The organism is Streptomyces sp. NPDC044063 (genome assembly GCF_056434285.1).
The window spans coordinates 260,261-275,296 of the sequence record NZ_JBWKFM010000001.1 but is presented as its reverse complement, the minus strand read 5'-3'; the positions used below and the strand labels follow the sequence as shown (position 1 = coordinate 275,296).

Here is a 15,036-nt window from a genome sequence, read left to right as displayed (position 1 = left end):
GATCAGTCCTCCCCTGTCGGCCGGCGGGGAAGAGCCAACCGGCGGGCGGCCCACCGGGTCAACGACACCGTTCGATCACCGAAGGAAACGCGCCAACCGACCGGCCTCGCAGGGATGTCAGCTCGCGGGCTCCGCCGTCGGCAGGACCTCGCGCAGGCGGTCGAGCAGCGCCCGGGCCGCGGGGCTCGCGGGGCCGGTGGACCGCCAGGCGAGTGCGATACGGGCGCGGATGGCGGGGTGGGAGATGGTCAGTGCCCGCAGGTGTCCTTCGAGGGCGTCGTCGTCCTCGCCCGCCGGCAGTACCGCGACGCCCAGGCCCCGGGCGGCGAGCCGCGCGAGGACATGGGGCGCTGCCGCCTCGAAGGTGACGCGGGGCCGGAATCCGGCCTGTGCGCAGGCGCGTTCGAGCGCCGCGCGCACGCCGGTGCCGCGCGGCAGACAGATCAGCGCCCTGTCGCGCAGCTCGGCCAGCGGGACGCTCGTACGGTCGGCCGGGGCGAGGAGCGGATCTCCGGGCGCGGCGACGGCGACCACAGGCGCGTCGATGACCGTCCGGAAGGTCAGTCCGGGCGGGGGCTCCTCGCCGGTCGGCCCGAGGAGGGCGATGTCGAGCTCACCGGCGAGGAGCGCGGCCTGCATCCGTTCCGAGGTGTCCTCGGTGAGCGCGATCTCCAGGGCGGGATGGGCGTCATGGAAGTCCGCGAGGAACGCGGCGATGTCGAACGCGTGGCCGGTGGACCCGGAGACCAGCCCGAGCGAGACCCGGCCGCGCAGCAGCCCCGTGTACGCGTCGGCCGTCTGCCGCACCGCGTCGGCGGCGGCCAGCGCGGCTCGCGCGTACGGCAGGACGGCCCGGCCCGTCTCGGTCAGGGTGACCGACCGATGGGTGCGGTCGAGCAACGGCTGGCCCAGCTCCTGTTCCAGCTGGCGTATCTGGGCGCTCAGGCCCGGCTGGGCCAGGTGCAGACGAGCGGCCGCGCGGGTGAAGCCGCCTTCCTCGACGACGGTGACGAAGTAACGCAGCTGACGGAGTTCCATAAGCATTCATGCTAGATGGCAGCACAACTATCTATTGGCCATATGGATCGGTGACCCGCACGCTTGATCGCATGAACAACGCGACGACGGGGCGGCGTAGGGACATGCGGGCCGGCGTGGAGGCGGAGGTCAAGGCCGCCATCGCCGCGGAACGCCGGGAGTTGGCCGATCTCTTCGAGGGCCTGAGGGCCGACCAGTGGGACGCGCCGAGCCTGTGCGAGGGATGGCGGGTCCGTGAGGTCGTCGCGCACATGTCGATGGGCTTCCGGCTCTCCCTGCCCGCGACCTTGGGCGAACTGGTCAAGGCGGGAGGGAATCTGCACCGCATGACCGACCGCGTCGCCCGCGGGGACGCGGCCGCCCATTCCGTCGGCGAGCTGAGCGCCTTCCTGCGCGACAACGCCCATCATCCGTGGACGCCGCCGGTCGGTGGGTTCGTGGCGGCCCTCGGCCACGACGTGGTGCACGGGCTGGACGTGACGGTCGCCCTCGGGCTCGAACGACGGGTCCCCGAGGACCGGTTGCGCGTAGTCCTCGACGACATCAGGCCCCGCGGCCTGAAGTTCTTCGGAGTCGATCTCGACGGAGTACGGCTGTGCGCCGAGGACATGGACTGGTCCTACGGTTCCGGTGCCCCCGTGTACGGCGCCGCCCAGGACCTCCTCCTGCTCGCCTTCGGCCGCAGGCTCCCGCACGGCCGCCTCCACGGCGAACCGGCCATCCGCTTCACGGGCCGGTGACCGCCATGCGCACCCGGCTCCTCCACGCGCTCGCGCTGTTCTCGACCGGCCTGCTGGCCGGGGCCTTCGGCTACGGCGCCGCGAATCTCGTCCCGACGTTCAACGCCGTGCCGATCGAGATGAGGCTCGACTTCCACACCGCTCTGATGAAGATGAACGGCATTACGATGCAGGCGACGATGGCGGTCTCGGCCCTCAGCTCCCTCGCCCTGGCCGCGTCGGCGCGCGGCCGGGCCCGCGCCCTCGCCGGCGCGGCGGGGCTCCTGACGGTCTCGTCCTTCCTGATCACCCGGTTCGGGAACGTCCCCATCAACGGCCGCATCAAGCGGTGGGCCGCCACGGCGCCACCGGCCGACCACGCGGACATCCTGCGCCGCTGGGAACTGTTCAACGACGCCCGCACGCTGACGGCCGCGATCGCCTTCGGGCTCCTTATCTTCCTGGTTCCGCGCCGCCCGGGTGCTGCAGATACTCAAGAGCTTCCGTGATGGTGCCGAAGGACGACTCGGGATGGGAGCGGTCGCCGTTGACCACCGACCCAAGCGGGGGCCAAGCCATCACGTGCAGCCACATGTCACCTGAAAGGACTATTTCTCATGGAACGGGGGCAGTTTTCCGCCAAGAGCAAGGACTGAGCAACCTTGTTCAGCAGGAGGGGGAATTCATGTCGGAAGATCAGGCGGGCAGCCCGGTGCGCGAAGGGAGCCCGGACTCCGCGGTCGATCGGGTGGCCGACTTCTACGGCGCCTACATCGACGCGGTCGACGACGGAACCGATGACCTGGGCAGCGAGCTTCGCGCCCATTACCTCACCGAGGACCTCCGCCAACGCCTGGCCGCCTGGGAGGAGGCCAACCACGCCGACGGCGTCCTCCGCGCCCAGGACGTGCCCACCCACTGGGAGGTCCGCTACCACGATTCCGGCGCCGGGCACCTGTTCACCACGGTCACCCTCACCTGGGGCACCGGCCCGGACGCCGGCCACACCCGGCTGGCGGTGCAGAGCGACCTGAGCACCAAGCTCATCTCGGACATCGAGGACGGCTGACGCCAGGCAACCGCTTCCCCCCGCGCCGCGGCGGCGAGTTCAACGTGGTCAACCCCGGTGGTCTCGACGAGCGCCTCGCCCTGGGCCTGCCCGACCGCACCTCTGATGTCCTGACCGGCGTGTTCCGCTCCATGGGGCTCGCCTGGTGACGGACGGAGGACGGGCGGGCAGCAGGGTGCGCTCGGGACCCGAACCCGCTACGGCTCGACGGTGGTCGGCTTCTCGGCGCGCAGGTCGCTGACGAAACCGTCCTTCACCACGCGCGTCCAGTAGGAGTGCGCGCGGACCTCCGGGGGGATACCGGCGCTGCGCTCGAGCTTGCGGTCCATCGAGGTGGCGCCGGCCGGGGCGTCCCGCTGGAACGTGTAGGGGTGCCACAGGCCGATCTCACTGCTGTAGAAGGGCTTGCGCTCCATCACCATGACCAGGTCCGGGTTCCCCTGCGCGGGCTTCCAGGTGACGCGGACGGTGGCCGGGTCGAGGCGGTCGACCGAGGTCAGCTCCGGGGCCTTCGGTATCGCCGACGAGGCGGCGGGCTTGAGGTCACCGCTGCGGATCGCGCGCGGCACGGACGGGTCGTAGGACTCCGGGTGGTCCAGCCTGCCCGTGACACGGAGCGCGCTGAGGGCCTGGCCCTGGCCACCCGCGCAGGCGTCGACCTGGACGACCTGACGCCAGCCGCCGGAGAATCTCACGAAGTCCTCTTTCTGGACCGGCAGCTCGCGGGTACTGCCACCGACGACCGCGCTCACGGAGTAGACGTAGCGGGAGTCGTCGGAACGGACCACCTGGTAACTGCACCGGTCGACGGCCGCGGCACGGGCGTCGACCGCCGGCCGGGGCGACGGTGCCGCGACGGCCTCCGTACCCGAGGCGAGGGTTCCGAGGCTCAGCGCGCATGTGGCGGTCGCGGCGGCGATACGGGCGGTTCGCGTACGAGAAGACATGCATCCTCCAGTGGCGGGACGGGGGCGGCCATGATCGGGACCAGTGACCGGGCCCGGACGCTACCGGCAACCAACCTTCAAGAAGAAGTCAAACACAAGTAAAGCAAAGGTTTTGAGCCAACTGTGAGAAGGGTGGCCGCCGGGGTGGATGAGCCCGTCGGTCCAGGCCTTCCGGCACCGGGTGGTGCTCCAATCGGGTGATGTGCCGTAACAGCTCTTCAGCGCGTCCTGGAACCGCCGGATGCTGGCCCCATGACGCGTGCCACGCGTGTTCCGGGAGCTCTCCTGGAGCGGGTCGGGGGAAGGGGACAGCCATGACGGTGCGAGGCAGGTTGGTCCGGACGGTTCTCGCCGTCGTCGCCGCACTCACATGGACGACCGGGATGTCCGGGGAGGCGTGGGCCGCGACGGGGACGTTCGAGTACACCAGCACCGGCGGGGCGACCTACCCGTATCCCGATCCTCCGAACGGGCAGTGCATCGGTTTCGACTATCCGGCGGTCAGCGCCGGGAACTACACCGATACGGATGCCACCCTGTACGAGGGACTGGCGTGTTCCGGTACCCATGAGGTCCTGCCGAAGGGCAGCGGCAAGTCCTGGGGAACCTTCCGGCCGAACAGCGTCCGGTTCGGCTGACGGGAGCCGGCGGGTCCGGTCTTCGCGTTGAGCGTTGAGCGTTGCTACAGGTTGACCCCGCCACTGACGTCGACCTTGGTACCGGTAATCCAGCGGCGCCCTGACACTGCTGGCCGCCCCCGCCGCCCAGGCCTCGCCGTCCGACGGTCCGCGTGCGTGACGGCCGCCGCGACGAAATCCTTGGTGTGCCCGCACTTCACGACCTCGCACGAGACGACGTACAAGTTCGACTACACGTTCAAGCCGACGGCTCCGGTGACAGGCGCGAAGCTGAACGCCTTCACGGCCTGATCAAGGGGTGAGCGTCGCCGCCGGGGGCGGGAGCATGGCGACCGACGTGCCTGGGATAACGTCCTCCTCTCTTGTCCGGAGTCAGGGAGACGTTGTGCAGGTCCAGTTTCAGGTTCGTGGTCGGGGGATCCCCCGGGCTCTTACGATCAGCATGATCGCGATCGGCACGCTGTGTTTGATCGTCGGGCTGGTCTTCACGGGGCAGTCGGTTTCCTTCCTGACGGACGCGAAGCGGGTCCCGGGCACGGTGGTGGCCCTGGAATGGCGACAGGACCACGGGGGCGGGTCCCGCAAGGCCGACCCGCCCGTGGCGCACCCGGTGGTCGAGTTCAGGACGGCGGACGGCACGCCGAGGAAGTTCGAGGACTCCGCGGGTTCCAATCCGTCGTCGTACAAGGTGGGTGAGCAGGTCGAGGTGCTCTACCTCCCGGGTTCCCCCGAAGACGCGCGGATCAACGGGTTCCTGTCGCTCTGGCTGCTGCCTCTGATCTTCGGTGGGATCGGGCTGGTGTTCGCGGTGATCGGCACGGTCTTCGCGTTGGTGAGCCGGCGACGTTCCTAGGGCGCGTACTACGGGATGGACAGGCGCCAGGTGGAGGAGGCGTGGAAGGCACCCGGGCGGAACACGAGCTCCAGGTGCGACGGCTTGGTCCGCGCGGTGTAGACGTATTCGAGGCGGGTCGAGTCGCCTTCCGATACGCGCAGCGGTCCGCTTCCGCTGAGCTCCGAGGGGTGGCTGGTGAGTCGTTCCACGCCCGGGTTCGCCGCCGCGTAGTTACCCATGTCGTGGCTGCGCAGCTCCACCGGCGCGCCGCTGCGATTCGTCACGGTGACGGGCACGCGGTAGGCGTACGGGGGCGGCGTGGCGGCGCCTGTCAGTTCGGGGGTGGGGGTGATCGGCTGGGCGGGTCCGATGGTGACCTGGACGCCGTCGTCGTAGGTGACGGTGCCTGCCGGGGAGGGGTCTGTGGTGCCGGCGGCACCGGTGCTTTTGCGTGCGGTGACGGGACGGCCGGAGTCGTAGCGGACGCAACCGCCGTCGGTCGACAGGGTGGGAGTGCCGGTGTATCCGTCGATGCCGACGGCGGTGGTGACGCCGTGGTCGTCCGTGACGCGGATGCCGGGCCAGCGCGGCGTCGGGCGGTCGGGGTTCAGGGGCTCGGGCGGCTGCTCGTCGTGCGTCTTCCAGCCGCGCTTCTCCCAGGCCGTACGGAGTCCGTCCAGGTCTGCCAGGTAGTCGGCCTTGCCCTGATAGGTCAGTCGCCACGTGTAGCGGGGCTGGTGCCTGCTCACGCCGTCGCCGTCGAAGCCCAGGTCGTCGACACACGAGGTGCTGCCTTCCTCCCGCAGCGCGCCGGGGTCGGCGGTGCCCGGCCGCAGGCGGCCGATCGTCTGGCGTCCGGCCTCCCGGGTCCGGATGTCCTGCTCGCGGAACTCCGCCGCGGACCGCACAGAGCCACCGCCGAGCCCGTCGAGGAAGCCGCTCACCGCCCAGCCCGTCCCGCAGACCACCGAACCCACGGTCACACCGATGATCCAGCGCCGCACGACGACCCGACGGTTCACTGTGCCGACAGGGGTCACTGCTGGGTCGGCGGTCTTCTCGTGGGGCGCGTGTGTCTCCATGAGGCAATCCCACCGCACCAGCCCGGCTCGCTGACAGCGGTGAGATGCTCAGTCGGAGGCTGAGTAGATGTACTCAGCTTGTTCTTCAAGGTCGGACAGAGGTGGCGACATGTGGCAGCGGGACGCCAACCGCCCCGAGCGAATCCGATGGCACCGGCAGCCTCCCGGCGACAAGATTGCGCTGGTGAAGACCCTGCCACCGCCGCCCGACCCGCTCCTCCTGCCGGTACGGGACCCGCGCGCCCGCGACCTCGTTCTCGACTATGCGGGCATGCACGCCCTGGTTGCCGGCCTGGTTCTGCCCGGCGATGCGTCGGTGTGCGTCATGAGCGCGCTGGAAACCTCCCGCGAGCTCATCCGGCACTCCTACTACCGGTACGAGTTCGCCACCGTCGCCGTCACGCATTCCCTGTTCGCCCTGGAGCACGTCCTCGCCGAGCGTCTGGCCACGAAGGAACCACTCCACGCCCTCATCGAGCGGGCCACCGACGCAGGGCTCTTCACGGCCGGACTCGCCTCCGAACTGGACCGCGGCCGACTGCTGCGCGACAAGCTCGTGCGGGGCTCCGCGTCAAGTGCCGCCCTCCACCCGCTCCGGGCCGTCGCCATGGTGCGTGCCGTCTTCGATGCCGTCTCCCTGCTCCTTCGCCCACCGTCCACGGCAGAGGCGACAGCCGCCGACGTGGGCGGAGCACAGCCCGACGGCGGCCTCGCGCGGCTGTGGGAGGACCACCTGCACGCCCTGTTCCCCGACGGTTTCCGCGGCGTGGCCTTCGACGGCGTGGACCTGGTCCTCCTGGACGCCGACGTCGCCGGCCTCGTGCAGAGAGAGCTGAAGGGCGGACTCGACGACAGTGGCATCGCCTCCCTGTGGGGCTGCATCGCCGACCTCGACAAGATCGTCCCTCTGATCAACGAGGAATACTGCGCCTCCTACTTCACGAAACTTCGGACTATGGCCCAGGTCGCGGCAGCACCCTACATACCCACCGCGACCTGGTGATGGTGGCACTGGCGCGAAACCGCCGTCCCCCACGGTTCCGGCCGCACCACGGGTCCGATGCGAGCACTGTGGTGGTGCCGCCTCAGCACCACACCGCAACGGGCGCCAGCTTCAGGGGGATCACCATGCCCAGCCGGACACGAACCGTCGCAGTCGCCGTCGCCGTACTCACATTGCTGCTGCCGGCGGCGACCGCCGTCGCGCAGGATGCCGGACCATCCCGTCAGGCCAGAGCGGAAGCCGACGCCACCTGGCCGCAGTTGCGGGCCCGGGTGGTCGGCACCCTGGAGGAGAGCGACACCGCCCGGGCCATGAACAAGCACGGTGACGTCCCCTTCCATACCGACCAGGGCGACCCCGTGGTGTGGAACGCGGTGACCGGCAAGCGGCGCGCCCTCGGAGGCGCCCCGAACACCAACCCCACCGACATCGCCGACGACGGCCGGGTCGTGGGCGTACAGCCTGGCCAGGGCGTGGTGCTGTGGAACGCGGACGGCACCGTGACCACTCCCGGACTGCCGGACGGCGAGACGTCGGCCGGCATGGCGCGGCTGGGCGAGGACGGCACACTGCTGGTGACGGCGTCCCACCAGTTCCTCGGGTGGCCCGGTGGGCACCCGCGCGTCGCCACCTCGTACTACCGCTGGCGACCCGAGACCGGGTTCCGGCACCTGACGGGCCCCAACGACGGCTCCTACACCGCCGCCATCAACGACGAGGGGCTCGTCGTCGGCTGGAAGGGCGATACGGCAACCGCCTGGCGGCCCGACGGCAGCGAGGCGACGTACTCCGGCTCGGTGCCCGGCACCACCCGCACCTGGTTGCACGGCGTCGACGACAGCGGCGTGGCCGTCGGCGGGGAGATCCGTCCGGACGGCACCTCCGCGGCCATCCGCTGGGACGCGCCCGACTCCCCCCGGCAGTTGGCCGACGAGGGCTTCGGCGGACAGGCGCTGGACATCACCGCACGCGGTTGGATCACCGGCACCGTCCGCGCCGCCGCCTCGGGCCCCGGCACGCTCCCGGTGGTGTGGGACCCGCACGGCGGACCGCACCGGCTCGACCGGATGCTGGAGCTGCCCGAGGGCAGCTCGGTGCAGTCGATCGACGCCATCAACGACCACAACCAGCTGCTGCTGCGCATCGACGACACCACCGCGCGCCGCACCACCACCATGGTCGTCCAGCTCGTCTGAAGCGTCCGACCGGCCAGGGCTTCGGCGCCGTCGCGGCTTGAGCGAGTTGCCCCGATATGCGCTGACGGCCGTCAATACAGTGGCGGTGGGAAGGCATGAGCTGCTTGGATCGGCGCATGGAGAACCCGATCTGGGACGCGTTGCCGCCGGTGGCCCGGGAAGAAGTGGACGAGCTGATCAGGAGTACCCGGCGGCTTCACGCGGTGAAGCTCATCCGGGAGGCCCACCCGGGGCCGCGCCCTCTGCTGCGCGATGCCGTGGAGGTGATGTGCGACCGCGCGGCCATGCTGGGGTACTGACCCGGGTGCCGGGAGCCCTGTGCGGTGAGTCCGTGGGGCCGGCTGCGCGCGCACTGGCGGTCGACGGCAAAAGCCGGGGCAGGCAGGGTTGCGATCCACGCGGCAGCGTTTGCCGGCTGCCGGCTTCCGGGAATGCGGGGCGCGCCGTCGTGCTGAAGACTGATCGAGCCCGTGTCGACCTGAAGGCGCCACGGTAACGGCTTGTGTCGAGCTACCGAGAGCGTTCGAGGTGACCCATGCCCGAAAGTCCCTGCGATCTGATGAAGCGCCTCGCGAAGGAACTCGTCGAAGAAATCAAGGCCACCCAGAAGCGGATCATCAAAATCAGAGATCTGATCCGAGAGCTCGAGGCCGAGACGAATCCGGACCAGAAGGTGATCGATTCTCTCAAGAGCATCGTGGAACGGCTCGAGCAGAGGCTGGTGAATGACCAGCGTGACCTGGAATCGCTCAGAGAGGACATCGGCGCGTTCTGTCCTGGCCCCGTCCCCTGACAGGCTCCGACCTCTCCCCCGCCCGGCTCAGTAGCTTTTGCACCCCCGGTCACCCACTGCGAGGCTCCAAGCAGACCTTCCGGCTTGCCCAGGCGAGGAGTGATCCGCGTGCCCGACCACCCCACCTCCGTCGGACAGCGGAGGGTCAGGGCCGTCCGGTCCCCCTTCTGTGCCGCCCCGCCCCACCCGGCCCTGCGGCAGAGGATCGACGAGGAACTCGCCATCAGTCGGGGACGGCATGCGGAGCTGGCCGCACTGCTGGGAATCTCCCCCGAGCCGAACTGGCCCGGCTACAACGACCGCATGATCTTCCCACCGTCCGCGTTCCCTCCGGGAACCCCTTCCTCGACGATCCGGGCAGCGGCGGCCGAGCGCACGCCGCTGACCGGCACAGTCCGTATCGCCGTCGTCCTCGTCGATTTCGAGGACCGCGCGATGACCACGGAGAAGCAACACATCGAGGATCTGTTCTTCTCCCTCAACCGGACGATCCCGAACGGCAGCGTGCGGGAGTACTTCCGCGAAGTCACCAACGGGACCGTCGACCTCGTGGGTGAGGTCGTTCCCCTCGTCCGGCTGCCACAGCTGCTGTCCTGGTACGCCAACGGGAACTTCGGAATCGGAAGGCCCACCGGCGTCCCACGGGCTCCCGTGATGGCCAAGGACGCCGTCGTGAAGTCCAACCCACTGATCGATTTCGCGCCCTACGACAACGACGGCAACGGATACGTCGACGCATTCGTCGTGGTGCACGCGGGGACCGGCGGGGAGCTGAGCGGGAATCCGGGGGACATCTGGTCGCACAAGGGTGTTCTGGATGCGGAGCGCATCGTCGACGGGGTCAAGATCTTCGCCTACCTCACCGTCCCCGAGGACGCGAAGATCGGTATCTGCGCCCACGAACTCGCCCATCTTCTTTTCGGCCTGCCCGACCTCTACGACGGCGACCTCTCCTCCGAGGGCATCGGCACATGGTGCCTCATGTCCTACGGCACCTGGGGCGGCGACGGTGAGCTGCCCGTGCATCCGTCCGCCTGGTGCAAGGCGAACCAGGGCTGGGTCGTGACGGAGAACATCACGACCGGACAGACGGTCACCTTGAACGACGTCAAGTCCTCCTTCAAGGTCCATCGACTGTGGACGAACGGAGCAGCCGGCCAGGAGTACTTCCTGGCGGAGAACCGCCAGCGCACCGGATACGACGTCTCGCTGCCCGCCGGCGGGCTCTTCATCTGGCACGTCGACGAGAGCAGGGCGGACAACAACGACGAGAACCACCCTTTGGTCGGGCTGGTCCAGGCGGACAACAAGCGTGATCTGGAGCTCAAGAAGAACCAAGGGGACTCCGGTGACCCCTATCCGGGCAGCGTGGGCAACGCCTCGTTCAACTCCTCCAGCCTGCCGGCCTCCCTCTCCTACGCCGGTGCCGCCACCTGCGTCTCCGTCACCGAGATCTCGACGTCATCGACGGCGATGACGGCGAAGTTCGCCGTCTCCTGCGGCAAGGACCCACAGAAGGATTCCAAGGACGACAAGGAACACAAGGACCACAAAGAGGAAAAGGAGGACAAGGACTCCAAGGACCGCAAGGATCACCACAAGGACGTCGGCGACAAGGAAACCCCGAAGGAACACGGCAAGGAGGCCGAGGCCCCGCCCGGCCACGGCCCGGGATCCGACTCCGTCGCCTCGATGCTCAGGGACCTGCACCTGCGGCTGGCCGCCGTCGAGGAGGCCGTATCGGGCGGCTGCTCGGACACGGAAGCCGCGGAGCCGTTCATCGGTGCCGGGCTCCGACCCGACCTCATCGGTGGTCCCGTGTACGACGAGAACGCCGATGCGATGCGCGAGGACATGGAGGCCGGCAACGCGCTGGCCAAGCGGTCCTACGACACCCCGCAACGGTGAGCGGCGCGAACGGCGTTGCCGCTGGAAGACGTCACCACCCTCGCCCGGCCGGCGCAGTTGCTTTTGCACCCTCTACCACCCCCTGCGAGGCTCCAAGCAGACCTTCCGGCTTGCCCAGGCGAGGAGTGATCCGCGTGCCCGACCAACCCCACTCCACGGAATCGCGGAGGGTCAGGGCCTTCCGGTCCCCGTTCTGTGCCGCCCCGCCCCACCCCTCGCTACGGAAGAGGATCGACGAAGAACTCGCCATCAGCCACGGACGGCAATCGGATCTGGCCTCGCTGCTGGGAATCGCCCCTGAGCCGAACTGGCCCGGCTACAACGACGGCATGATCTTCCCACCGTCCGCGTTTCCCCCGGGAACGCCTTCCTCGACGATTCGGGCAGCGGCGGCCGAGCGCACACCGCTGACCGGCACAGTCCGCGTCGCCGTCGTCCTCGTCGATTTCGAGGACCGCGCGATGACCACCGAGAGGCAACACATCGAGGATCTGTTCTTCTCCCTCAACCGGACGATCCCGAACGGCAGCGTGCGCGAGTACTTCCGCGAGGTCACCAACGGGACCGTCGACCTCGTGGGTGAGGTCGTTCCCCTCGTCCGACTGCCACAGCTGCTGTCCTGGTACGCCAACGGAAACTTCGGAATCGGAAAGCCCACCGGCGTCCCACGGGCTCCCGTAATGGTCAAGGACGCCGTGGTGAAATCCAACCCGCTGATCGATTTCGCGCCCTACGACAACGACGGCAACGGATACGTCGACGCATTCGTCGTAGTCCACGCGGGCACCGGCGGCGAGCAGAGCGGGAACCCGGGAGACATCTGGTCGCACAAGGGGATCCTGGAGGCGGAGCGCATCGTCGACGGGGTCAAGATCTTCGCCTACCTCACCGTCCCCGAGGACACGAAGATCGGAGTCTGCGCCCACGAACTCGCCCACCTTCTCTTCGGCCTGCCCGACCTCTACGACGCGGATCTCTCCTCCGAAGGCATCGGCACATGGTGCCTCATGTCCTACGGCACCTGGGGCGGCGACGGTGAACTGCCCGTGCATCCGTCCGCCTGGTGCAAGGCGAACCAGGGCTGGGTCACCACGGAGAACATCACGACCGGACAGACAGTGACGTTGAACGACGTCAAAACCTCCTTCAAGGTCTATCGCTTGTGGACCAACGGCGCAGCCGGCCAGGAATACTTCCTGGCAGAAAATCGCCAACGCACCGGCTATGACGTCTCTCTGCCCTCCGACGGGCTCCTCATCTGGCACATCGACGAGAGCCGACCGGACAACAGAGACGAAATCCATCCCATGATCGGGCTGGTCCAGGCGGACAACCAGCGCGACCTGGAACTCAACAAGAACCAGGGAGACCCCGGCGACCCCTACCCGGGTAGCACGGGCAACGCCTCGTTCAACTCCTCCAGCCTGCCGGCCTCCCATTCCTACGCAGGTGCCGACACTTGCGTATCCGTCGCCGAGATCTCGACGTCGTCGACGGCGATGACAGCAAAGGTCGACGTCTCCTGCGGCAAGGACCTGCAGAAGGACGCCAAGGACTCCGTCAAGGAGGAAAAGGAAGGAGAGAAGGAAGGAGAGAAGGAGAAATTTGACAAAGATTTCTTCAAGGATCACAAGGACGCCAAGGAGGTCAAGGACAACAAAGACAGTCACAAGGAAGCCGGCACCAAGGATTCCCCGAAGGAACACATCAAGGAAATCGGCCACAAGGATTCCAAGAAGGAACATCTAAAGGAAATCGGACACCTCGAGGCCCCGCCCGGCCACGGGGCAGGCGACGATTCCGTCGCCTCGACGCTCACGGACCTGCACCTGCGGCTGCTCGCCCTCGAGCAGGCCGCCTCGAGCGGGCGCCTGCAAGCGGAGGTGGCGGAGCCGTTCATCGCTTCGGGGCTCCGGCCCGACCTCATCGGTGGTCCGGCGTACGACGAGGGCACCGACGCCCTGGGCGAAGGCACGGCGGCCGGTGACGCACGGGCCAAGCGGTCCTACGACACCCCGCCGCCGCAGTGAGTCGCGCGGTCGTCGTCCTCGCCGACATCTGGGACGCCGGTGCGTCGGCGGTGGCGTCAGCCGTCGCCGGCCGCCTGGGGAGCGATCGGGTGGTCGCCGTACGGCCCGAGGACCTGCCCCGGGCGCGGTGGGCGCACCGGGTGGACGCGCGCGGAGCGGCCACCACCCGGCTGGTGCTGCCCACCGGCCAGGTCCTGCACGACGGCACTGTCGGTGCCGTGCTGCACCGGCTGCACTGGGTGCCGCCCATCGGGTTCGCCGCCGCCTCGGCGAAGGACCGTGACTACGCCGCCGTCGAGTTGCAGGCACTGGCGTCCAGTTGGCTGCTGGGCATCGCTTCGCGTGTCGTCGGCGCAGTCGGTGCGTGCGGGGCGGTCTCCGGGCTCGTGGCGCTGACGCACGCCCGGCACTGCGGTCTTCCGGTGGCCCGGTGTGCCGCCGCGACGCGGGGTGGTCTGCTCGGTCGGCCGGGGCCGGGCGAGCGGCATGTTCCCCGGCTGGTCTGGCCCGGGGGCGGTGCGGCTCCGGTACCGGTCGATGTGCGGCCCGACCACTCCCCCGGTTCGGGGGGCCGACTGCTGGTGGTGGGAGACACCGTCGTCGGAGACCTCACCGGGAGCTACGCCGATCGCTGCCGCCGTCTCGCCGCACTCCTGGGAACCAGGCTGCTCGAACTGCGTCTGGTGAGCGACGGCGGTACGCCTCTGGTCGCCGAGGTCGATCCGTATCCGCCGCTGGACCGGGAGGATCACGTCGAGGCGGTCGCCGATCTCCTGGTGGGGGTCTGCGGGGGACGGCGGTCGGACGGGAGCGCTTCGTGATCCTCTTCTACGGGTACGCCGATGACAGCCCGTTCGCCACGGCCGTCGATGCCGCACGTACGGCCGGCATCGGCCACCGGGTCGTCGACCAGGCCCGCCTGAGCCGTCACGATCTCGTGGTGCGCGCGGACGGGAGCGGCTGGCTGGGCGTCGACGGTACGCGGTTGCCGCTGGAGGACGTCACCGCCGTCTATCTCCGGCCGCTGACGCCGAAGCCGGAGCCCGGCGCGACCGCCCCGGCGCGGTCGCGGGCCACCGCCCTCCACACGGGCTTCCTGGACTGGCTGGACGTGGCTCCGGCGCTGGTGGCGAACCGGCCGAGGGCCATGCTGCCCAACGGGTCGAAGCCGCTCCAGGCGCAGCTCATCGGCCGTGCCGGCTTCCCGGTCCCCGAGACGTTGGTCACCAACGACCCGGACGAGGTGAGGGCTTTCCGGGCGCTGCACGGGCGCGTGGTGTACAAGTCGGTGAGCGCCGTGCGGTCGATCGTGCAGGAGTTCACCGAAGCCGACGAGGCGCGTCTGCGTCATGTCCGTCATCTGCCGACCCAGTTCCAGGCGTACGTACCCGGGCGCGACGTCCGGGTGCATGTCGTGGGTGAGGAGACGTTCGCCGCGCAGGTCGACTCCGAGGCCGTCGACTACCGTTACGCGTCGCGCGTGGGGCCGCGGGCCGAGCTGAGCCGTATGGAGCTGCCGGTCGACGTGGCCCGTGGCTGCGTCTCGCTGGCCGCCTCGATGGATCTGCCGTTCGCCGGTATCGATCTGCGGGTGCGCCCGGACGGGGCCTGGGTGTGCTTCGAGGTCAATCCCATGCCCGCGTACCTCTACTACGAGGTGGAGGCGGGCCTCCCGATCTCGGCGGCCCTGGTCGGTCTGTTGGCGGGCGCGGGCGACCGGTCCGAAAAGCTGCTGAAATTGTAGGTCGGTCCGCCCAAAGGGTGGTACCGGCAACGAA

Annotated in this window: 16 protein-coding genes; 13 read left to right on the top strand and 3 right to left on the bottom strand. The window is 69.2% G+C overall.

Features of this window, described 5'->3' with window-relative positions:
- Positions 1 to 117: 117 nt before the first annotated feature.
- On the bottom strand, positions 118 to 1,038 hold the full coding sequence (locus tag AC07BS_RS01150; RefSeq protein ID WP_478929212.1) for a LysR family transcriptional regulator: 921 nt from the start codon (positions 1,036 to 1,038) through the stop codon (positions 118 to 120).
- Positions 1,039 to 1,109: 71 nt separating this feature from the next.
- Here AC07BS_RS01150 and AC07BS_RS01145 point away from each other — a divergent pair, with 71 nt between their 5' ends.
- The 3 genes from AC07BS_RS01145 (at position 1,110) to AC07BS_RS01135 (ending at position 2,826) form a co-directional block, all read left to right on the top strand.
- Entirely contained in the window at positions 1,110 to 1,778 is a 669-nt protein-coding gene (locus AC07BS_RS01145; RefSeq protein ID WP_478929210.1) for a maleylpyruvate isomerase family mycothiol-dependent enzyme, read from the top strand.
- Positions 1,779 to 1,783: 5 nt separating this feature from the next.
- A complete protein-coding gene (locus AC07BS_RS01140; RefSeq protein WP_478929208.1) occupies positions 1,784 to 2,266 on the top strand; it encodes an anthrone oxygenase family protein in 483 nt (160 codons plus the stop codon).
- Positions 2,267 to 2,442: 176 nt separating this feature from the next.
- A complete protein-coding gene (locus AC07BS_RS01135; protein WP_478929206.1) occupies positions 2,443 to 2,826 on the top strand; it encodes a hypothetical protein in 384 nt (127 codons plus the stop codon).
- Between the two features lie 197 nt (positions 2,827 to 3,023).
- Here AC07BS_RS01135 and AC07BS_RS01130 read toward each other — a convergent pair whose 3' ends face one another.
- A complete protein-coding gene (locus tag AC07BS_RS01130; RefSeq protein ID WP_478929205.1) occupies positions 3,024 to 3,773 on the bottom strand; it encodes a hypothetical protein in 750 nt (249 codons plus the stop codon).
- Positions 3,774 to 4,087: 314 nt separating this feature from the next.
- Here AC07BS_RS01130 and AC07BS_RS01125 point away from each other — a divergent pair, with 314 nt between their 5' ends.
- On the top strand, positions 4,088 to 4,411 hold the full coding sequence (locus AC07BS_RS01125; protein ID WP_478638844.1) for a hypothetical protein: 324 nt from the start codon (positions 4,088 to 4,090) through the stop codon (positions 4,409 to 4,411).
- Between the two features lie 442 nt (positions 4,412 to 4,853).
- Positions 4,854 to 5,264 carry a DUF3592 domain-containing protein gene (locus AC07BS_RS01120; protein ID WP_478638847.1) on the top strand — a complete coding sequence of 137 codons (411 nt, stop codon included), beginning with the start codon at positions 4,854 to 4,856 and terminating at the stop codon, positions 5,262 to 5,264.
- An 8-nt stretch (positions 5,265 to 5,272) separates the two neighbouring features.
- Here the strand turns inward: AC07BS_RS01120 and AC07BS_RS01115 are convergent, their stop codons facing one another.
- Positions 5,273 to 6,328, bottom strand: coding sequence for a hypothetical protein (locus AC07BS_RS01115; protein ID WP_478929202.1), 1,056 nt, complete (start codon positions 6,326 to 6,328; stop codon positions 5,273 to 5,275).
- Positions 6,329 to 6,512: 184 nt separating this feature from the next.
- Here AC07BS_RS01115 and AC07BS_RS01110 point away from each other — a divergent pair, with 184 nt between their 5' ends.
- From AC07BS_RS01110 to AC07BS_RS01075, 8 genes are all read left to right on the top strand, one after another.
- Positions 6,513 to 7,331, top strand: coding sequence for a hypothetical protein (locus AC07BS_RS01110; RefSeq protein ID WP_478929200.1), 819 nt, complete (start codon positions 6,513 to 6,515; stop codon positions 7,329 to 7,331).
- 125 nt (positions 7,332 to 7,456) lie between these two features.
- On the top strand, positions 7,457 to 8,527 hold the full coding sequence (locus AC07BS_RS01105; protein ID WP_478929198.1) for a hypothetical protein: 1,071 nt from the start codon (positions 7,457 to 7,459) through the stop codon (positions 8,525 to 8,527).
- A gap of 116 nt (positions 8,528 to 8,643) precedes the next feature.
- The gene (locus AC07BS_RS01100) at positions 8,644 to 8,826 is read left to right on the top strand and encodes a hypothetical protein (protein ID WP_478638856.1); all 183 of its coding nucleotides are present in this window, start codon (positions 8,644 to 8,646) and stop codon (positions 8,824 to 8,826) included.
- 236 nt (positions 8,827 to 9,062) lie between these two features.
- On the top strand, positions 9,063 to 9,320 hold the full coding sequence (locus AC07BS_RS01095; protein WP_478638859.1) for a hypothetical protein: 258 nt from the start codon (positions 9,063 to 9,065) through the stop codon (positions 9,318 to 9,320).
- A gap of 108 nt (positions 9,321 to 9,428) precedes the next feature.
- On the top strand, positions 9,429 to 11,228 hold the full coding sequence (locus AC07BS_RS01090; RefSeq protein ID WP_478638860.1) for a M6 family metalloprotease domain-containing protein: 1,800 nt from the start codon (positions 9,429 to 9,431) through the stop codon (positions 11,226 to 11,228).
- Between the two features lie 134 nt (positions 11,229 to 11,362).
- The gene (locus tag AC07BS_RS01085) at positions 11,363 to 13,258 is read left to right on the top strand and encodes a M6 family metalloprotease domain-containing protein (protein ID WP_478929195.1); all 1,896 of its coding nucleotides are present in this window, start codon (positions 11,363 to 11,365) and stop codon (positions 13,256 to 13,258) included.
- Positions 13,255 to 14,079, top strand: coding sequence for a hypothetical protein (locus AC07BS_RS01080; RefSeq protein ID WP_478929193.1), 825 nt, complete (start codon positions 13,255 to 13,257; stop codon positions 14,077 to 14,079). The genes AC07BS_RS01085 and AC07BS_RS01080 overlap by 4 nt, the downstream gene beginning before the upstream one ends.
- The gene (locus tag AC07BS_RS01075) at positions 14,076 to 15,002 is read left to right on the top strand and encodes an MvdC/MvdD family ATP grasp protein (RefSeq protein ID WP_478929191.1); all 927 of its coding nucleotides are present in this window, start codon (positions 14,076 to 14,078) and stop codon (positions 15,000 to 15,002) included. Before AC07BS_RS01080 ends, AC07BS_RS01075 begins: the two co-directional genes overlap by 4 nt.
- The last annotated feature ends 34 nt before the right edge of the window (positions 15,003 to 15,036 follow it).